The organism is Lentzea sp. NPDC058450, from assembly GCF_042721395.1.
GTDB lineage: Bacteria > Actinomycetota > Actinomycetes > Mycobacteriales > Pseudonocardiaceae > Lentzea.
Genome location: NZ_JBHXLO010000001.1, coordinates 495,939 through 515,228, shown reverse-complemented (window position 1 = coordinate 515,228; position 19,290 = coordinate 495,939). Strand labels below are relative to the sequence as shown.

Sequence of the window (19,290 nt, the reverse complement as noted above, 5' to 3'; positions counted from 1 at the left end):
GTCCGCGCGGATCAGGAAGGCCGGTTGGTGTCGGGGATCTCGATGTGCGTCTCGCGCCCCTTGGTGAGGTAGAACATGATGTAGCGGCGGGCCGCCTCGTCGAGCGTCCAGGCGATCTGCGGCACCAGCGGCAACGGGATCAGGTTCTCGCGCACGCCGACGAGCTTCGGCCACACCGAGGCGATCGTCCTGTCCCAGAACGGCTCCCGCCGGATGCCGTCCCAGTCCGCGATCTGGTCGCCGACGAGGTACCGGGCGAGCGCGTTGACCATCGGCCTGCTGATGCTCGCGGGGCTCGTCTGCTCGGCGAGCTGGCCCAGCAGGACGTCGGTGAGCTCCACGCCTTCCCGCGTTGGGCCGAGAATCGGGTCGAGCAGTTGCCGGGACTGCTCGTTGGCCGCTTCCCAGGAACCGGGGATGTACTCGTCGCGGATGCCGAGCATGTGCGCGGTCACCTGCCACACGTGCAGGTGCGCGGCGGACTCGGTGGAGGTGATCGGCACCTTCCACTCCAGCATCTTGCGCATCGCGTACGTCGGCAGGGTGTGCCAGGTGACGAGCATGTCCGCGAGGCTGATCGGGATCCGCTGGCCGCCGCTCGTGCCGGACCAGCCCGGCGACTGCGGCAGCAGGTGCCGCACGGCCGCGTGCACCATCCGGGTCTTCACCGCCTCGACGACCATGGTGCCGGTCGGCTGGTAGGCGTCGAGGGCGCCGACGGCGAACCCGAGCCTGCTCGTCTTGGCGACGCGGTCCTCCATGTCGGCGCCGCCCTTGGAGTAGTAGACGGCCCGTGCCTCGCGGGGGATCGCGGTGCTCAACATGCCGCCGCCGACACCGTTGAGCAGGTTCAGGTAGAAGCCCCTGGAGACGTTGAACCGGGCCGCGACGTCGAGCTTGCCCTGGTCGGCCCAGCCGGGTAACAGCCGCGCCCGTTCCATGAAGTCGCGGACGTCAGCGGGAAGTCCGGTGGGCAACGGCTGATCGTTGCGCGTCCACGTGCGCAGGAGCGGGTTGATCCGCGGCACGTCACCGCGATCGATCACGGCCGCGAGCAGCTGGTCGGCTTCGTCGTCCCACACCCAGTTCGGGTCGGCGCCCTGGCCGGTGCCCGCCACCGAACCGGCCGGCTCCCAGGTCCACGGGGTCCTCGCCAGGGCGGGGGAGGCCATGCCGAGCGCCCCGAGTGCTCCGAGCGCGCCGCCCGCGATCAGCATGTTCCGCCTGCTCAGTCCGTCCATCGCGTGGAACTCCTCCTCGACTCCGGTGTCGGGTTGATACAATGAAACAAGGTGAGTATCTCTGTATCATGGGAGCACGGGAGAGGTCATGATCGCCAGAGCCCTGCGGGGGAATCGACCGTGGAACCTGTACCGTCGGTCGCCATGAGTTCCACCGACGCCCGTTCCGTGCTGGAGCTGGCGTTCAGCGAGGCCGTCGAGGGCGCGGACGCCGACGACGAGGTCACCACGCGCCTGCTCGACGCCGCGCACGAGCAGTTCCGCCGCCGGGGGATCAAGCGGTCGACCATGGCGGACGTCGCGAAGCTCGCCGGCCTGTCGCGGATCACCGTGTACCGCCGGTTCGCCACGAAGGACGCCCTGGTGGAACACGTGGTGCGGCGGGAGTTCCGGCGCTACTTCGACCAGTTCATCGTCGACGTGCGCAGCGCGGAGACCGTGGCGGACCGGGTCGTCGTCGGGTTCGTTAGCTCACTGCGCGCCATCCGGGACAACCCGCTCATCGGCGGCCTGATGGAGGTCGAGCCGGACGCCGTCGTGCCGTCCATGACCGGGGACGAGGGACGGACGCTGGCCGACGTGCGCGAGTTCGTCGCGAGCCGGCTGCGCTGGGAACAGCACGCGGGCACCGTCTCCGCGGCCGTCGACGTCGACGTCGTGGCCGAGATGATGGTCCGGATCTCCGCCTCCTTCCTGGTCATTCCCAGCCACGTCATCGACCTGGACGACGACGAGCAACTGCGCGACGTCGCCCGGCGGTTCCTCGTCCCGATGCTCGAACCTCACTCGTAGCGTTCGCCCTTCGCCGCCTTCTCCACCAGCGACGCGGGCGGGCGGAACCTCTCGCCGTAGACGTCGGCCAGTTCCCCCGCGCGGGCGACGAATCCGGGCAGCCCGCCGGGATAGCCGTTGACGTACTGGAGAACGCCACCGGTCCAGGCGGGGAAGCCGATGCCGAGGATCGAGCCGATGTTGGCGTCGGGCACGGACCGCAGCACGCCCTCGTCGAGGCAGCGCACCGAGTCGAGCGCCTCGGCGAAGAGCATCCGCTCCTGCATGTCCGCGAACGGAATCTCCTTGTGCGGCAAGGTGAAGTGCTCGTGCAACCCTGGCCACAGCGCGGTGCGCCGGCCGTCGGCGTAGTCGTAGAACCCCGCCCCGGTCGACCGTCCACAACGGCCGAACTCGTCGATCATGCGGTCGACGACGGCCTCGGCGGCGTGCGCGTGCCACTGCCCGCCCTCGGCGAGCACCGCCGCCTTGGTCTCCTCGCGGATCTTGCGCGGCAGCGTCAGGGTGAGTTCGTCCAGCAACCGCAACGGAGACGCGGGGTAGCCCGCCTGGAGCCCGGCCTGCTCGATCGAGGCCGGGTGCAGGCCCTCGCCCAGCATGGCCACCGCCTCGTCGATGAACCGGCCGATCACCCGGCTGGTGAAGAAACCCCGGCTGTCGTTGACGACGATCGGTGTCTTGCCGATCTGCCGGACGACGTCGACGGCCTTCGCGATGGTCTGCTCACTGGTCTTCGCGCCGACGACGATCTCCACCAACGGCATCTTGTCCACCGGCGAGAAGAAGTGCAGGCCGATGAAGTCCTCCGGCCGGCCGACGCCCTCGGCCAGCGCGGTGATCGGCAACGTCGAGGTGTTCGACCCCAGCACGGCGTCCGGCGCGACCACGGCCTCGATCTCGGCGAACACCTTCCGCTTGACCTCGGGGTCCTCGAACACCGCCTCGATCACCAGGTCGCAGCCCGCGAGATCGGCGACGTCGGCGGTCGGGGTGATCCGGGCGAACGCCTCGGGTGACTTCGCCGAGTACTGCGTGCCCAGCTCCGCCGCGGCGAGCGAGGTGTCCTTGAGCACGACCTCCAGCCCGGCTTTCGCGCAGGAGTAAGCGATTCCGGCGCCCATCATGCCCGCGCCGAGCACCGCGACCTTGCGCGCGCTGTGCCGGGGCGGGCCGAGCGGGCGGCTGCCACCGGAGTTCACGTGCTGCATGTCGTAGAAGAACGCCTGCATCATGTTCTTCGCGACCTGGCCGGTCATCAGCTCGACGAGGTAGGTCGTCTCGACGAGCTCGCCCGCCTCGAACCCGAGCTGCGCGCTTTCGACGGCGGCGGCCAGGATGTTGCGCGGCGCGGGCACGTTCGCGCCCTTGAGCCGCTTGCGCAGGTTCGCGGAGAACGCCGGCAGGGTCGCGGCGACCTTCGGGTGCGTCGGCGCGCCACCAGGAATCCGGAAGCCGGGCTCGTCCCACGGCTGCCGCGCGTCCGGGTTCGCGAGCACCCACTCCTTCGCCTTGGAGTGCAACTCCTCCGGCGTGGCGGCCAGGTCGTGGACCAGTCCCTTGGCCAGCGCCGCCGCCGGCCGGTACCGGGTGCCGGACAGCAGCACGTCGGTCAGCGCGGTCTGCAGACCGAGGAGCCGGAGCGTGCGGCTGACACCGCCACAACCGGGCAGCAGCCCCAGCGTCACCTCGGGCAGGCCGATCCGGCTGTCCGCGGTGTCGAGCGCGACGCGGTGGTGGCAGGCGAGGGCGATCTCGTAGCCGCCGCCGAGCGCCGTGCCGTTCATCGCCGCCGCCACCGGCCTGCCGAACGTCTCCAGCCTCCGCAGCTGGGCCTTGAGCACCCGGCAGACCTCGCTGATCTCCGCGGCGTTCTCCGGCTGCGCCCTGCTCATGAAACCGACGTCGCCGCCCGCGAAGAAACTCGCCTTGGCGGAGGTGAGCACGACGCCGGTGACGCTCTCGCGTTCGGCCTCCAGCCTGCCGACCGCGGCCTCCATGGCGTCTACATAGGACTGGTTCATGGTGTTGACGGGGTGGTCCGGGTCGTCCATCGTCAGCACGACGACGCCGTCGGAGTCCTGCTCCCAGTGGATCACGATGTTCCTCTCCGGTGTCGTCAGAGACGTTCGATCACGGTGGCGATGCCGATGCCGCCGCCGGCGCAGAGACTGACCACGGCCCGCCGTGCGTCCCGGCGTTCCAGCTCGTCGACGACCGTGCCGACGAGCATCGCCCCGGTGGCGCCGAGGGGGTGGCCCATCGCGATCGCGCCGCCGTTGACGTTGACCTTCTCCCACGGCAGGTCGAGGTCCTTGACGTACTTGAGCACCACGGACGCGAACGCCTCGTTGATCTCGAACAGGTCGATGTCGTCCACCGTCAGCCCGGCGAGCCCGAGCGCCTTGCGGGTGGCCGGCGCGGGCCCGGTGAGCATGATCGTCGGATCGGCCCCGCTGACCGCGGCGGACACGATCCGGGCGCGAGGCGTGAGTCCGTGCTCGACCCCCGCCCGCTTCGAGCCGATCAGCACCAGGGCGGCGCCGTCCACCACGCCCGAGGAGTTGCCGGGGGTGTGGACGTGCTCGACGTTCTCGACCCAGTGGTACTTCTGCAGTGCGACGGCGTCGAAGCCGCCCATCTCGCCGATGCCCGCGAACGAGGGCTTCAGCCTGGCCAGCGTCTCGTCGGACGTGCCGGGACGCAGGTGCTCGTCCTGGGCCAGCACGATGACGCCGTTGCGGTCCCTGACCGGGATCACGGACTTCGCGAAGAAACCGCCGGTCCACGCCTGTGCGGCCAGCAGTTGCGACCGCACCGCGTACTCGTCCAGGCGCTGCCGGGTGAACCCCTCGATCGTCGCGATCAGGTCGGCGCTGACGCCCTGCGGGACGAAGTACGTGTCGTACGCCGTCGCCGGGTCGGTGGCCATGGCTCCGCCGTCGCTGCCCATCGGTACGCGGGACATCGACTCGACGCCGCCCGCGAGCACCAGGTGCTCCCAGCCGGACCGGATGCGCTGCGCCGCCGTGTTCACCGCCTCCAGGCCGGAGGCGCAGAACCGGTTGAGCTGCACGCCCGCGGTGGTGTCCGCGAGACCTGCGGCGAGTGCCGCGCCCTTCGCGATGTTCATGCCCTGGTCGCCGACCGGGGTGACGACGCCGAGGACGACGTCGTCGATGTGCGCCGGGTCGAGACCAGGTTGGCGGCGGCGGAGCTCGTCGATCAGGCCGGTCACCAGTGAGATCGGCTTGACGTGGTGCAACGCGCCGTCGCGGCCCTTGCCGCGGGGCGTGCGGATGGCGTCGTAGATGAATGCCTCGATCACGTGGCCCTCACGCTTCCTTCTCACCCGCGGCAGGTTCGGCGGGGACAGGTGGTGGGAGTTGTTGACTGACTGTCAATAAGCCCGAAGGTAGCAGCAGATCGAGTGATCGCAACAGTTCCTTCGTCTACATCGATTCTGCTCGGACTGCCTGAATCACACTATTGACAGCCAGTCAACAGTGGCGGCACGGTGGAGCCACCCGAACCCCAGTGGATCGCGATGGAGGGAGCCCGCCGTGGCCGCAGCAGAGCAGCTGCACGAGTCCGTCGAAGGCCTCACGATCACGAAGTTGTTGCGCCGCAACGCACAGCAGTTCGCGGACCTCCCCGCCCTCACTTCAGGTGCCGGTGCGGACGCGTCGACGCTCACGTGGTCGGGGCTGCGCGCCGAGGTGGCGTTGCTGACCCAGGGCCTGGCCGCGGTCGGACTCGGCCGCGGCGATCGAATGCTGATCGCCATGGCGAAGCGGCCCGAGCACTGGGTGATCGACCTCGCCGCGGTCCACCTCGGCGCCCTGCCTTGCAGCACCTACGACACGTTGAGCACCGAACAGATCCGTTACGTGGCCCAGCACAGCGCCGCGACCGTCCTCGTGATCGAGGGCGAGGAGCAGATGCGGCGCTGGCAGCCCGTCCTCGACGACCTGCCCCGCCTCCGGTCGGTCGTCGTCCTCGATCCCGCCATCGCGCCGGCTGGCGACCTCAGGTTCGTCTCCTACGACGACCTGCGCGGCGCGGTGGCGGGACAGGACCCGGCGTTCGAGGCGCTCACCGACGAGGCCACGCCGCACCAGCCGCTGGCCGTCGTCTACACGTCCGGCACGACCGGCGAACCCAAGGGCGTCGTCCTGTCCCACCGCAACGTGATCTACGAGTCGCTCATGCAGGACGTCCTCGTCCCCGTCGAACCCCACCCGCGCTCGGTGGCCTACCTGCCGATGGCCCACATCGCCGAACGGGTGCTCGGCATCTACATGCCCATCTGCTCCGCGGGGCACGTGACGATCTGCGCGGATCCGACGCAGCTCCTGCCCGCGCTGCAGGCGGTGCGGCCCAACGGGTTCTTCGGCGTCCCCAGGGTGTGGGAGAAGCTCGCCGCCGGGCTGCGCGCGAAGCTCGACATCCTCACCGGTGAGCAGGCCGCGGCGGTGACGCTGGCGCGGGAGACCTCGTTGGAGGTGTTCCACCTCAGGTCGGCGGGCAAGGAGGTGCCACCACACCTCGCCGCCCGGCACGGGCAGCTCGACGCCGCGGTGCTGCGGCCGATCCGGGCCGCGATCGGGTTCGGCGAGTGCGGGCGCACGTTCAGCGGCGCGGCCCCGATTCCCGTGGCCGTGCTGGAGTTCCTGGCCGGCGTCGGGCTGCCGGTGTACGAGGTGTGGGGCCTGAGCGAGACCACCGGAGCCGCCACCGTCGCCACGCCGGACGTGTTCGCCCTGGGCGGTGTCGGACGGCCGGGCCCCGGCATAGAGGTGAAGGTCGCCGACGACGGGGAGCTGTTCGTGCGGGGTCCCGTGGTCTGCCAGGGCTACCTCCGCGCCGACGGCGGCGTGGATCCCGCCACCGACGCCGACGGCTGGTTCCAGACCGGTGACGTCGGCGAGGTCGACGAACGGGGCATCGTCACCATCACCGACCGCAAGAAGGAGCTCATCATCACCGACGGCGGCAAGAACATCGCGCCGACGAGGATCGAGTCCCTGCTGCGGGCGCACCCGCTGATCGCGTACGCCGTCGCGATCGGTGACCGGCGCCCGTACGTCACGGCGTTGCTGGTGCTCGACGAGGAGGCGGCGCCGCTCTGGGCCCGTGCCAGGGGAATCGCCACCACGGATCTCCAAGCGCTCGCGGAACACCCGGACGTGCTCGCCGCCCTGGACGAGGCGGTCGCCGGCGTCAACGAGGTGCTGGCCCGGTCCGAGCAGGTGAAGCACTACCGGGTCCTGGGAGTGCCGTGGTCGCCGGAGTCTGCTGAGCTGACGCCGAAGATGAGCCTGCGGCGCAGGGAGGTCGACGCTCTGCACGCCGCGACGATCGAGTCGATGTACACGAGGGGAACCACGGGATGAGCGAGCAGCGTCAGGCGCAGCGCCGCAGGATGGAACCGGACGCCCGGCGGGCGGAGATCCTGGGCGCGGCACGGCGGCTCTTCGGCGCGCACGGCTACCCCTCGGTGTCCACGACGGACATCGCGGCCGAGGCCGGCGTGACCCGTGCGCTGATCCACCACTACTTCACGACCAAGCGCGACCTCTACCTGGAGGTGGTGCGGCAGATGATGGTCGTGCCGGCGTCCGTCTCCGAACGGCTGCCGCCGACGACCGCGCAGGAACGGGTGTCGATCTGCGTCGACCGGTGGCTCGAGGTCGTGGAGCGCAACCGGGAGATGTGGCTCTTCGCGATCGGGCTGGAGAACCTGGGCAACGACCAGGAGATCGAGCAGATCATGCTGGAGGCCGACGAGATCGCCACGGACCGCGTGCTCGAAGCGGTGATGCTGACCGACGTCGGCGCGGACCAGCCGAAGCTGCGGGCGATGATCCGCGCGCACAGCGGCATGCTGAAGGCCGCCTCCCGCGAGTGGCTGGTGCGCGGCACGCTCACCCGCGCGGACCTGCACGTGATGCTCACCCGCACCGTGCTGCACCTGGTCGAGACCGTCTTTCCCGCCGTGCGCAACGACTGAGGAGCCCCACGCCATGCCGAGGACCCTGACCGACGAACGCCGCGACCTGCTCGCCGCGGTCGGCGACTTCTGCCGCCGCGAGCCGAGGACCGGGACCGAGCCGCACGACCAGGTCGTCTACGAGAAGATGGCCGCGCTGGGGTGGCTCGGCATCGCCGTGCCCGAACAGTACGGCGGCGCCGGGCTCGGGATGACCGACCTGTGCCTCTTCCTGGAGGAGACGGCGTTCCACCGCGCGCCGATCAGCGGGTTCGCCACCACCGTCATCGCGGCCGCCGCGTACGCGGAGTTCGGCACGGAGGAACAGAAACGCGTCGTGCTGGACGGCGTGGTCAAAGGGCGCGTCGAGGCCATCTCCATGTCCGAGCCCGGCGCCGGGTCCGACGTGAGCGCGCTGACCTGCCGGGCCGACAAGGTCGACGGCGGCTACGTGGTCAACGGACAGAAGACGTGGTGCTCCAACGCGCACATCGCCGACCACGTCCTGCTCATCGCCCGCACGTCGCAGGAGGAGTCGCGGCACCGGGGCCTCACCCAGTTCCTGGTACCCACCGGCGCGGACGGCCTGCAGATCAAGGGCATCGACACGATGGGCGGCCGCGAGGTCAACGACCTCTACTTCACCGACTGCTTCCTGCCGGACTCGGCGGTCGTCGGCACGGTGGGGGCCGCGTGGACCCAGTTGATGGCCGGGCTCAACCTGGAACGGATGATCCTCGGCGCGTTGATGCTCGGGGTGGCCCGGCGCGCGTTCGACGACACCCTCGTCTACGTGCGCCAGCGCGAGCAGTTCGGCCGCCCGATCGGCTCGTTCCAGGCGCTCAAGCACCGCATCGCGGACATGGCCACCGAGATCGAGTGCGCCCGGCTGCTTCTCGACGACGTCGCCCTATCCATCGACGCCGAACCCGGCCGTGTCTTCGCCCGTGAGGCGTCGATGGTGAAGCTCAAGTGCACCGAGCTGGCCAAACACGTTGCCCTGGAAGGCATGCAGATGATGGGCGGCTACGGGTACGCGACGGAGTACGGCATGGAAGGCCTGCTCCGCTCGGCCGTCGTGTCCACCGTGTACGGCGGGACGAGCGAGATCCAGCGGGACATCATCGGCAAGACGTACGGGCTGTAGAGGGGATGCGGCGTGCTGAGGACGCGATTCTGCGAGATGTTCGGGGTCGAGCACCCCATCGTCCAGGGCGGGATGCAGTGGGTGGGCACGGCCGAGCTGGTGTCGGCGGTCGCGAACGCGGGTGCCCTCGGGTTCCTCACCGCGCTGACCCAGCCGACCCCGGAGGCGCTGGTGCGGGAGATCGCCCGGTGCCGGGAGCTGACTGACCGGCCGTTCGGCGTGAACCTGACGATCCTGCCGTCGATCACCCCGCCGCCGTACGACGAGTACCGGCGCGCGATCGTGGAGTCCGGCGTGAAGGTCGTGGAGACGGCCGGGGCGAACCCGCGTGATCACCTGCCGGAGTTCCACGCTCACGGGATCAAGGTGCTGCACAAGTGCACCAGCGTCCGCCATGCCGTGAAGGCCGAGGAGATCGGCGTGGACGGGGTGAGCATCGACGGGTTCGAGTGCGCCGGCCACCCCGGCGAGGACGACGTGCCCGGTCTGGTGCTGATCCCCGCGGCCGTCCGCCGGCTGACGATCCCGGTCATCGCGTCCGGCGGGTTCGCGGACGGCAGGGGACTGGTGGCCGCCCTGGCGCTCGGGGCCGAGGGCATCAACATGGGCACCCGCTTCCTCTGCACCCAGGAGGCTCCCGTGCACCAGCGGGTCAAGGAGCAGATCGTCGCGAACAGCGAGCTGGACACGGAACTGATCTTCCGGCCGCTGCGCAACACCGCGCGGGTCGCGAGCAACTCCGTGAGTCGCAAGGTGGTCGACGTGCTCGACGACGGTGGCGAGTTCCCGGACGTCCGCGACCTCGTGGCGGGATCGCGGGGCCGCAAGGTGTTCGAGGACGGCGACCTGGAGGCCGGCATCTGGAGCGCGGGCCTCGCGCAGGGGCTGATCGACGACATTCCCACGGTGGGTGAGCTCGTCGACCGGATCGTGCGCGAGGCCGAGGACCTGATCACCGGCCGCCTGCGTCAGTTCAGCTCCGGCTCGTGGTGAGGCGAAACGACAGCTCCGGCGGCACGTCGCGCTCACCCCGGCCCGCCTGATCCAGCTGAATGTGACGGCCGCCGCTTTTCCGGATTACGATCACAAGAAGCGAAACGTGTTAGGGACCTCACAAACGTCGCACATTGTGAAACGCGGCCGCCCCTTCTTCAGACGATTCCATATGATTTGGCGAATCGGAGAGGGGGTGCGCGCGTGAGTTCAACGAACCTGTACTTGGTCAGGCACGGCGAGACCGACTGGAACCGCGAACGACGGCTGCAGGGACGCATCGACGTCCCCATGAACAAGAGCGGCAAGCAGCAGGCCAAGACGACGGCGTTGCTGCTGTCGGTCCGCCAGGTGGACGCCGTCGTGAGCTCGCCGCTGCGCCGCGCGGCCAAGACCGGCGAGATCATCGCGCGCTACCTGGACCTCCCCAAACCGCGACGCCACCCGTTGCTGGTCGAACAGTCCTACGGCAGTGCGGAGGGTTTGACCACGCGGGAGATCGCCGACCGCTTCCCCGGCGGCGAACTGCCGGACGCGGAGCCGGCGGCGGACGTGCTCGCCCGTGCCACCACCGCGCTCACCGAGATCGCCACCGAACACTCCGGGCGCAGCGTTGTGGTCACGACGCACGCCGCGTTGATCCAGACCGTGATAGCGCACATCGCGCCGCACGATCCGGCCGTCCGCACCGCCCCGATCCGCAACGGCTCGGTGCACTCTTTGCGGTGGACTGCCGCCGCGGGGCTCGAACTGGTGAAGTTCGACGACCCTTTGAAGGAGCACGTTCTCGTTCGATCCCTGTTGCCTCGCTGACCGGTGGCGCTCGCTCAGGTTCGGTATGAACACCACAAATGATGGGTCCCTGCCGTCACGGTGCGGTCCGGTTCGCCCGGAAGCCGCACCAAGGCGGTGACGCCGTCCGGCACGGTCACCCGCAGGCTCAGAGGGCCGTCCTCGCAGGTCCACTCGACCGCGAACAGTCCGTGCGGGGTGTGCAGGCTCGCGCCGGCCGAGGTGATCGTGGGGGAGGGGACCGGGGCCACGAGCACGGAGGAGTAGCCGGGGGCGAGCGGGGCGATGCCGCCGATGACCCGGTGCATCCAGTCGGCGACGGCGCCGAGCGCGTAGTGGTTGAAGCTCGTCATCTCACCGGGGTTGATCGATCCGTCGGGCAGCATCGAGTCCCAGCGCTCCCAGACGGTGGTCGCTCCCATCGTCACGGGGTACAGCCAGCCCGGTTCCGCTCGTTGGACCAGCATCGCGTGAGCCAGGTCGGCGCGTCCCGTGCGGGTCAGCGCGTCGAGTACGAACGGCGTGCCGGCGAACCCCGTGGAGATGCGCAGATCCGCCTTCTCGACCAGGTCGGCGAGCCGGACTCCGGCGGCTCGTTCGCGGTCGGGGTCGAGCAGGTCGAAGCAGATCGCCATCGCGTACACGGTCTGGCAGTCGCTCGTGACGGTGCCGTTCTCGTCCACGTAGGACGAACGGAACGCGTCGCCGATCCGCTGCGCCAGTTCGATGAACTCGGTCGCGTCGTGACCCAGGGCTTGAGCCGCCTTGGCCGTCATGGACACCGAGCGGTGCAGCGCGGCCGTGGCGACCACGCCGGGATGCGCCTTCGCTGCTGCGGGATCGTCCGCGGGAGCGTCCGGGTCGAGCCAGTCGCCGAACTGGAAACCCTTGTCCCACAGGCCGTTCTCGGACAGCAGGCCGGCCGCGTGCCGCACGTGGGCCACCATCATCGGCCACTGACGTGCCAGCAGATCCCTGTCGCCGTACGCCTGCCACAGCGCCCAGGGCATCCACGCGGCGACGTCGCCCCACACCGCGGCTGTCCGAGGCGGTCCGAACTCCGCGGGAGCGCCCCATTTCAGGATGTCCGGGATGACGAACGGGATCCGTCCGCCGGCCGCGTTCTGCTCGGCGACCAGGTCGGCCGACCAGTCCTCCAGGAACGCGGCGACGTCGTAGAGGTAGGCGGCGGTCGGTGCGAACACCGCCAGGTCGCCGGTCCACCCGAGCCGTTCGTCGCGTTGCGGGCAGTCCGTGGGCACGTCGAGGAAGTTGCCCCTCATGCTCCACACCACGTTCTCGTGCAGGCGGTTCAGGTCGGCGTCGGAGCACTCGAACGTACCGATGCGCGTCATCTCGGAATGAACGACGATCGCCTCGACCGCGTCCGGTGCGAGCTCGCCCGGCCAGCCGTGCACGTCGGCGTAGCGGAAGCCGTGGAACGTGAACGAAGGCTCGAACTCGTCCTCGCCGCCGGACAGCACGAACCTGTCCGTGGCGAGTGCCGAGCGCAGAGGTCGCGTTCCCAGTTCGCCGTCCTCCAGCACCTCGGCGTGCCGCACGGTGACGACGCTGCCCGCCTCGCCCCGGACGCGCACCCTGAGACGTCCCACCAGGTTCTGGCCGAAGTCCAGGATCGTGCGGCCGGACGGCGCCACGTGAGCGGAGACCGGAGCGAGCGACTCCTGGCGGCGCACCGGCGGGCCGATGTACGGGACGAGCGTGTCGAGGTCGTGGCCGAGCACCTCCACCGCGCCCCAGCCGGGAAGGGTCGCGGCCGGCGTGAGCCAGGTGTCGTCGGCGAGCCGGGCGTCGGTCGTCTGGCCGTCGTACAGGTCGTCGGCGGTCACTTCGGACGGTCCCGCGCTCCAACTCTCGTCGGTCACGACGGTCTGCACGTGCCCGTCGGCGAAAGTGATCTCCAGTTGGGCGATGGCGCCGAGCCGGTCGCCGTAGAACGCACTGCGCCCGGTCCAGCCGAGCCTGCCCCGGTACCAGCCGTTGCCGAGCCGGATCCCGAGCACGGACGGGTCTTGGCCGAGCAGGCGCGACACGTCGTAGGAGCGGTAACGCAGCCGCCACTCGTAGGAGCTCCAGCCGGGGGACAGGACGTCGTCGCTCACGGGCTCGCTGCCCAGGAACGCCTCGAACACGCCCAAGGCGCTGACGTGCAGGGTGGCGGACGTGACGACGCCGTGCCCCCGGTCGAGGCGGAACTCGGTGCGCAGCTTCGGAGCGGTCACGTCGTCGACCGGGCTGATCATCTTGGCTCGCCACGTGACGGGCACGGTCACCCCCGGAACGAATGAAACGTTTCAAAACGTCGAGGCTAGGGAGGTGCTGACGGGACGTCAAGGGAACGTCGTCGATCGGCGCTGCCGCTACTCAAAGTGAGCGTTCTGCATCCAGGTTCTGTCAGAGGTGGCGTCGGCTGGAGGCACGCACCACGAGTTCCGGCTGGAACACGACCTGTCTGTGCCGGTGGCCCGGATCGTGCTCCATCTCGGCCAGTAGCAGGGCGGCGGCCGTCTTGCCGAGCAGGTGGCGTGGTTGCGCCACCGAGGTCAGGGGCACCATCGCCGCTTCGGCGAACTCGATGTCGTCGTACCCGACGATCGCGATGTCCTCCGGGACCCTCATGCCGAGCCGCAGTGCTTGCTGCAGCAGGCCGAGCGCGACCAGGTCGTTGCCGCACACCACGCCGCTGGGCCTGCGATCTCCGGGAAGCCCAGCGAGCCGTTCGCCGCCTCTGCGGCCGCCGTTCACGTCCAGGTCCTCGCTCGGGAGCAGCACCAGGTCGGACGGGTCGAGGCCGGCGCGCTCCAGCGCGTTGCGCACACCGGTCATGCGATCACCGATCTGGCGCACACCGGCGCTGCCGCCCACGAACCCGAGGCGGCGGTGGCCCAGGTCGATCAGGTGGGTCGCGGCCAGATCGCCGCCGGTCACGTCGTCGACCGTCACCGAACAGAAGCCCTCGCCGAGTTGCCGGTCGACCAGGACGATCGGAATGCCGCGCTGGGGGAGCACGCGCAGGCGGGTGTCGTGGTCGTCGGCCGGAGTGACGAGGACGCCCTCGGCGCGCTGGCGTTCGAGCAGGTCGAGGTAGGTGGTCTGGCGGTGGGGGTCCTTGCCGATGTCGCCGAGGAACACCGAGAGCCCGTGCTGCTCGGCCTCCTCGCGGATGCCGCGGGCCACGTCGGTGAAGAACGGGTTGCCGGTGTCGAGCGTGAGGTAGGCGAGCGTGCTTCCGTGGCCTCCGCGCAGCCGCCGGGCGGAGTCGTTGCGAACGAACCCGAGCTCCTCGATGGCGGCGAGCACGCGCTGACGGGTGGACGGACTCACGGCCTCAGGTCGGTTGATCACGTTGGAGACGGTGCCGATCGAGACCCTGGCGAGCGCGGCGACGTCCTTCATTCGGGCGGTGAAGGGCTCGTCCATCGCTGTCAGGGACTCCGTTCCGACTCGTGATCATCCGAGGTCGGAAGGATAACTCTCCTGTCGGCGAGGTGGCTGGACGGACGACCACGGCGCGTTGTGCACGTAAAGTGATTGTTGACGTTGTGCTGCTTGGGTATCCGTGGTTCGTTGTAACGTTTCAGGGCAGGTCACCGCGGCGACCTGCCCAGCCTCGTCGGACCATGCGCGGGCTATGCGACGGCGCGTTCCTGCTCGATCTCCTCCAGCGACTTGCCCACCGTGTCGGGCATGTAGGCGTAGCCGATGAACCCGGCGATCGCGAGGAACGCCGCCAGCAGCAACCCGACGAGACCGATGCCCGCCGCGGCGAGCACCGGGACGAAGAAGCTCCAGATGCCGAGCAGCACGCGGGCCACGCCGAACGTGAACCCCTGCGCGGTGCTGCGGAGCATCGTCGGGAAGAGCTCCTGCGAGAACGTCTTGTAGGTCGCCTCGCCGGCGATGGTGCCGCCGATGCCGAACAGGATCACGTTGGCCAGCACCAGCGGGACGGTGAACGGGAAGACGAGGAACAGCCCGTACGCCACCACGGACATGATCGAGCCGATGCCCCACATCAGTCGCCGGGCGCGGTAGGTCGAGTCGCTGTACCGCATCACGACGAAGATGATGACGACGATGCTGATGCTGAACTGGGCGCACGCCAGGGCCACGCCCGCGGCCTGGGAACCCGCGTCGAGGGTCTTGACGATGTACGGCGTGAAGATGCCCGCGGTACCCGCCGCGACGCCCCAGAACGTGTAGATGGAGCCGGTCCACAGCAACGCCTTGAGGTTCGCACCGCGGAACAGCGCCGCGAACTTCGTGCCCGCGGTGGTGGCGGTGCTCGCCGCCGACTGCCAGACGGTGGACTCGGTGATACCGCGGCGCAGCGCCCAGGTGACGATCGCGACCAGGAAGAGTTGCAGGAACACCAGCCTGATGCCGAGGACCCCCAGCGGCGCCACCGCCAGAGCCATCAGCAGGACGACCACGGGACCGAGACTCCAGGCGACCTGGGTGAAGCCCACGAGCCGCCCCCGGCTCCTGGCGGGGGAGATCTCGCCGACCAGCGCGAGCGACGTCGGGACGTCCGCGCCCACGGCGACGCCGACGATGAACGTGCCGATGAAGAGCATCGCGGGGTTCGCACTGGCCGCGATGAGGAGGATGCCGAAGGCGTAGACCAGCAGGTCCCACTTGTAGATCCGCTTGCGGCCGAGCTTGTCGCCGAGCCGTCCGCCGATGAACGCGCCGATCGCGCAGCCGATGGCGTTCGGGCCGATCGCCGCGAGCGCGCCGACGGCGAGGCCGGACAGGCCCATCATCTCCTGGAACAGGGGCAGGCCCGCGCCGAGCGCGACGATCGACCCCGCGTCCAGGTAGGACGCCATGCCTGCCAGCGCGGCCCACTTCCACTGCTGGCGCGTGATGCCGGTGGTGGTGCTCGCCTGTGCTGATAACGCTTCGCGTGAGCTCATCTGCGGCCCCTGTCATCGTTGACATTGAAACGATTCAATCGCGCACCTTAGCCAGGAGAACCGCGTTCGACAAGGACCCTTGACCGCGCAGCCTGGACGACCTACGGTCGGCGCATTGAAAGGTTTCAATTCGCCCGGCGGTACGCGGGAGAAGGAGCGTGACCAGTGGCGGAAGCAGGAGAGAGCGTGCGAGCGACTCTGCGTGACCTGCGCATCGAGACGCCGTCTTGGGCGTACGCGAACTCGGGTACCCGGTTCATGGTGTTCGCCCAGGCAGGAGTGCCGCGCACGCCGCAGGAGAAGATCGCCGACGCGGCGGTCGTGCACCGGCTGACCGGCGTCGCCCCGGCCGTCGCGTTGCACATCCCGTGGGACGAGGTCGACGACTACGCGGCACTGGCGGCGTACGCGAAGGAACAGGGCGTCGAGATCGGCGCGATCAACTCGAACGTCTTCCAGGACGACGACTACAAGCTCGGCTCGGTGACCAATGCCGATCCGAGGATCCGTCGCAAGGCGATCGACCACCTGGTGCACTGCGTGGACGTCATGGACGCCACGGGCAGCAGGGACCTGAAGCTCTGGTTCTCCGACGGCATCAACTACCCCGGCCAGGACAACCTGCGCGCCCGGCAGGACAGGCTCGCCGAGGCGCTGCGCGAGGTCTACGACCGGTTGGGGCCGCACCAGCGGATGTTGCTGGAGTACAAGCTCTTCGAACCGGCCTTCTACGCCACCGACGTGCCCGACTGGGGCACCTCGTTCGCACACTGCGTCGAGCTCGGCCCGAAGGCGGGTGTCTGCATCGACACCGGCCACCACGCTCCGGGCACGAACATCGAGTTCATCGTCGCGTTCCTGCTGCGCGCGGGGAAACTCGCGGCGTTCGACTTCAACTCCCGCTTCTACGCCGACGACGACCTGATGGCGGGTGCCGCCGACCCGTTCCAGCTGTTCCGGATCATGCACGAGCTGGTGCTGGCCAACGCCACCGGAACGGACGCGGGCATCGCGTTCATGCTCGACCAGTGCCACAACCTGGAAGCGAAGATCCCGGCGATCATCCGCTCGGTCCTCAACATCCAGGAGGCGCAGGCGAAGGCGCTGCTGGTCGACTCGGCGGCGCTGGAGAAGGCGCAGGAGGCCGGCGACGTGCTCGCCGCGAACGCCGTGCTGATGGACGCGTTCTCCACCGATGTCCGCCCGTTGCTGCGCGACCTGCGCGCCGACGTGGGCCTGGACCCGGATCCGGTCGAGGCCTACCACCGTTCCGGCTACCAGCAGCAGATCGTGGCCGAACGCGTCGGTGGCGTGCAGGCCGGCTGGGGAGCCTGATGTCCGACAGGAAGGACGAGATGAGCCGCGAGACCGTCGACCAGCTCCTCGCGCGGAGCAACCGCCTCGGCGCCGACCCCGCGACCACGAACTACGCGGGCGGCAACACGTCCGCGACCGGCGCCGTCGTCGACCCGGTCACCGGCGCGGACGTCGAACTGCTGTGGGTCAAGGGTTCCGGCGGCGACCTCGGCACGCTGACCGAGCAGGGGCTGGCGGTGCTGCGGCTGGACCGGCTGCGGGCGCTGACCGGCGTCTACCCCGGCGTCGAGCGCGAGGACGAGATGGTCGCGGCGTTCGACCACTGCCTGTTCGGCAAGGGCGGGGCGGCGCCGTCGATCGACACCGCGATGCACGGCCTGGTGCGGGCACCGCACGTCGACCACCTGCACCCGGACGCGGGCATCGCGATCGCCACGGCGGCGACCGGCGAGGCGCTGACGAAGGAGATCTTCGGCGACCGCGTGCTGTGGGTGCCGTGGCGGCGGCCGGGTTTCCAGCTCGGGCTCGACATCGCGGCAGTGCAGAACGCGAACCCGCAGGCCATCGGCGTGATCCTGGGCGGGCACGGCATCACCGCGTGGGGTGCCACGAGCGACGAGTGCGAGGCGAACTCCCGCACGATCATCGCCGAGGCCCAGCGATTCCTCGACGAGCGCGGCGCGGCGGAGCCGTTCGGCCCGGTGCGGCCGGGTTTCGCGGCGCTGTCCACTGAGGACCGCCACGCCCGCGCCGCCGCCCTGGCGCCGGTGATCCGGGGCCTGGCCTCCACCGACCGCGTCCAGGTCGGCCACTTCACCGACTCCGACGTAGTGCTCGACTTCCTCTCGCGCGAGAAGCTGGCCGCGTTGGCGGCACTGGGCACGAGCTGCCCGGACCACTTCCTGCGCACGAAGGTCTCTCCGCTCGTGCTGGACGTCGCCGCGGACACGCCGTTGGACGACGTGATCGCACGGCTCAAGGAGCTGCACGAGCAGTACCGCGCCGACTACGCCGCCTACTACGAGCGGCACGCGACCCCGGACAGTCCGGCGATGAGGGGTGCCGACCCGGCGATCGTGCTGGTGCCCGGCGTCGGCATGTTCAGCTTCGGCGCCGACAAGCAGACCGCGCGGGTGGCCGGCGAGTTCTACGTCAACGCCATCAACGTGATGCGCGGCGCCGAGGCCGTGTCGGCCTACGCGCCGATCGCGGAGTCGGAGAAGTTCCGCATCGAGTACTGGTCTTTGGAGGAGGCGAAGCTCGCCCGCCGTCCGCGGCCCAAGCCGCTGGCGGGCCGGATCGCGCTCGTGACCGGCGCCGGCTCCGGCATCGGCAGGGCGATCGCGCACCGCCTCGCCGCCGAAGGCGCGTGCGTCGTCGTGTCCGATCGCGACGGTGACGCCGCCGCGAAAGTGGCCGCGGAGCTGGGTTCGGCCGATGTCGCCGTCCCGGTGACGCTGGACGTCACGGACGCGGCCGCGGTCGCGGCGGCGGTGGACGCGGCAGCGCTCGCGTTCGGGGGCGTGGACCTGGTGGTGAACAACGCCGGTCTGTCGATTTCCAAGCCGCTGCTGGAGACCACCGAGTCCGACTGGGACCTGCAGCACGACGTGATGGCGAAGGGCTCGTTCCTCGTCTCCCACGCGGCGGCCCGCGCGATGATCGCCCAGGGTCTCGGCGGCGACATCGTCTACATCTCCTCGAAGAACGGCGTGTTCGCCGGTCCGAACAACGTCGCGTACGGCTCGGCCAAGGCTGACCAGGCGCACCAGGTGCGCCTTCTCGCGGCGGAGCTCGGGGAGCACGGGATCAAGGTCAACGGCGTGAACCCCGACGGCGTCGTGCGCGGGTCGGGCATCTTCGCCGGGGGCTGGGGAGCACGGCGGGCGGCGGTGTACGGCGTGCCGGAGGAGGACCTGGGCGCGTTCTACGCCCAGCGCACGCTGCTGAAACGAGAGGTGCTGCCCGAGCACGTCGCCGCCGCCGTCTTCGTCCTGACCGGCGGAGACCTCAAGCACACCACCGGACTGCACGTGCCCGTCGACGCCGGTGTGGCCGCCGCCTTCCTGCGCTAGGAGA

The 19,290-nt window shown here is 69.8% G+C and carries 14 protein-coding genes; 8 read left to right on the top strand and 6 right to left on the bottom strand.

The annotated features are described in order from the left end of the window. Nucleotides 1–11: 11 nt before the first annotated feature. Nucleotides 12–1,241, bottom strand: coding sequence for an oxygenase MpaB family protein (locus tag ACFWNN_RS02545; protein ID WP_382438398.1), 1,230 nt, complete (start codon nt 1,239–1,241; stop codon nt 12–14). 144 nt (nt 1,242–1,385) lie between these two features. Here ACFWNN_RS02545 and ACFWNN_RS02540 point away from each other — a divergent pair, with 144 nt between their 5' ends. After that, nucleotides 1,386–2,033 carry a TetR/AcrR family transcriptional regulator gene (locus ACFWNN_RS02540; protein WP_382438049.1) on the top strand — a complete coding sequence of 216 codons (648 nt, stop codon included), beginning with the start codon at nt 1,386–1,388 and terminating at the stop codon, nt 2,031–2,033. On the opposite strand, the gene ACFWNN_RS02535 is transcribed toward ACFWNN_RS02540, so the two are convergent. After that, a complete protein-coding gene (locus ACFWNN_RS02535) occupies nt 2,024–4,129 on the bottom strand; it encodes a 3-hydroxyacyl-CoA dehydrogenase NAD-binding domain-containing protein (protein WP_382438048.1) in 2,106 nt (701 codons plus the stop codon). The genes ACFWNN_RS02540 and ACFWNN_RS02535 overlap by 10 nt on opposite strands. 20 nt (nt 4,130–4,149) lie before the next feature. After that, nucleotides 4,150–5,358, bottom strand: coding sequence for an acetyl-CoA C-acetyltransferase (locus ACFWNN_RS02530; RefSeq protein ID WP_382438397.1), 1,209 nt, complete (start codon nt 5,356–5,358; stop codon nt 4,150–4,152). A gap of 235 nt (nt 5,359–5,593) precedes the next feature. On the opposite strand from ACFWNN_RS02530, the gene ACFWNN_RS02525 reads away from it, so the two are divergent. The 5 genes from ACFWNN_RS02525 to ACFWNN_RS02505 all read left to right on the top strand — a co-directional run bounded on the left by ACFWNN_RS02525 (nt 5,594) and on the right by ACFWNN_RS02505 (nt 10,975). Beyond that, a complete protein-coding gene (locus ACFWNN_RS02525; protein WP_382438047.1) occupies nt 5,594–7,426 on the top strand; it encodes an AMP-dependent synthetase/ligase in 1,833 nt (610 codons plus the stop codon). Further along, a complete protein-coding gene (locus ACFWNN_RS02520; RefSeq protein WP_382438046.1) occupies nt 7,423–8,043 on the top strand; it encodes a TetR/AcrR family transcriptional regulator in 621 nt (206 codons plus the stop codon). Before ACFWNN_RS02525 ends, ACFWNN_RS02520 begins: the two co-directional genes overlap by 4 nt. Nucleotides 8,044–8,056: 13 nt before the next feature. Further along, a complete protein-coding gene (locus tag ACFWNN_RS02515; RefSeq protein ID WP_382438045.1) occupies nt 8,057–9,169 on the top strand; it encodes an acyl-CoA dehydrogenase family protein in 1,113 nt (370 codons plus the stop codon). Between the two features lie 12 nt (nt 9,170–9,181). Continuing rightward, nucleotides 9,182–10,162 carry an NAD(P)H-dependent flavin oxidoreductase gene (locus ACFWNN_RS02510; protein ID WP_382438044.1) on the top strand — a complete coding sequence of 327 codons (981 nt, stop codon included), beginning with the start codon at nt 9,182–9,184 and terminating at the stop codon, nt 10,160–10,162. A gap of 204 nt (nt 10,163–10,366) precedes the next feature. After that, nucleotides 10,367–10,975, top strand: coding sequence for a histidine phosphatase family protein (locus ACFWNN_RS02505; protein ID WP_382438043.1), 609 nt, complete (start codon nt 10,367–10,369; stop codon nt 10,973–10,975). Nucleotides 10,976–10,989: 14 nt separating this feature from the next. On the opposite strand, the gene ACFWNN_RS02500 is transcribed toward ACFWNN_RS02505, so the two are convergent. From ACFWNN_RS02500 to ACFWNN_RS02490, 3 genes are all read right to left on the bottom strand, one after another. Beyond that, complete coding sequence (locus ACFWNN_RS02500; RefSeq protein WP_382438042.1) at nt 10,990–13,248, bottom strand: family 78 glycoside hydrolase catalytic domain; 2,259 nt, start codon at nt 13,246–13,248, stop codon at nt 10,990–10,992. A gap of 121 nt (nt 13,249–13,369) precedes the next feature. Then, entirely contained in the window at nt 13,370–14,395 is a 1,026-nt protein-coding gene (locus ACFWNN_RS02495) for a LacI family DNA-binding transcriptional regulator (RefSeq protein WP_382438041.1), read from the bottom strand. 209 nt (nt 14,396–14,604) lie between these two features. Beyond that, nucleotides 14,605–15,894: an MFS transporter gene (locus ACFWNN_RS02490; protein WP_382438040.1), complete on the bottom strand. Its 1,290-nt coding sequence runs from the start codon at nt 15,892–15,894 to the stop codon at nt 14,605–14,607. A 186-nt stretch (nt 15,895–16,080) separates the two neighbouring features. On the opposite strand from ACFWNN_RS02490, the gene rhaI reads away from it, so the two are divergent. Continuing rightward, nucleotides 16,081–17,229, top strand: coding sequence for an L-rhamnose isomerase (gene rhaI / locus ACFWNN_RS02485; RefSeq protein WP_382438039.1), 1,149 nt, complete (start codon nt 16,081–16,083; stop codon nt 17,227–17,229). After that, the gene (locus ACFWNN_RS02480) at nt 17,229–19,286 is read left to right on the top strand and encodes a bifunctional aldolase/short-chain dehydrogenase (RefSeq protein ID WP_382438038.1); all 2,058 of its coding nucleotides are present in this window, start codon (nt 17,229–17,231) and stop codon (nt 19,284–19,286) included. The genes rhaI and ACFWNN_RS02480 overlap by 1 nt, the downstream gene beginning before the upstream one ends. Nucleotides 19,287–19,290: the final 4 nt, after the last annotated feature.

Bases quoted from the DNA above. Each gene is read 5' to 3' on its own strand.
- ACFWNN_RS02545 (WP_382438398.1), bottom strand. From the start codon at position 1,241: ATGGACGGACTGAGCAGGCGGAACATGCTGATCGCGGGCGGCGCGCTC.
- ACFWNN_RS02540 (WP_382438049.1), top strand. From the start codon at position 1,386: ATGAGTTCCACCGACGCCCGTTCCGTGCTGGAGCTGGCGTTCAGCGAG.
- ACFWNN_RS02520 (WP_382438046.1), top strand. From the start codon at position 7,423: ATGAGCGAGCAGCGTCAGGCGCAGCGCCGCAGGATGGAACCGGACGCC.
- ACFWNN_RS02515 (WP_382438045.1), top strand. From the start codon at position 8,057: ATGCCGAGGACCCTGACCGACGAACGCCGCGACCTGCTCGCCGCGGTC.
- ACFWNN_RS02495 (WP_382438041.1), bottom strand. From the start codon at position 14,395: ATGGACGAGCCCTTCACCGCCCGAATGAAGGACGTCGCCGCGCTCGCC.
- ACFWNN_RS02490 (WP_382438040.1), bottom strand. From the start codon at position 15,894: ATGAGCTCACGCGAAGCGTTATCAGCACAGGCGAGCACCACCACCGGC.
- ACFWNN_RS02480 (WP_382438038.1), top strand. From the start codon at position 17,229: ATGTCCGACAGGAAGGACGAGATGAGCCGCGAGACCGTCGACCAGCTC.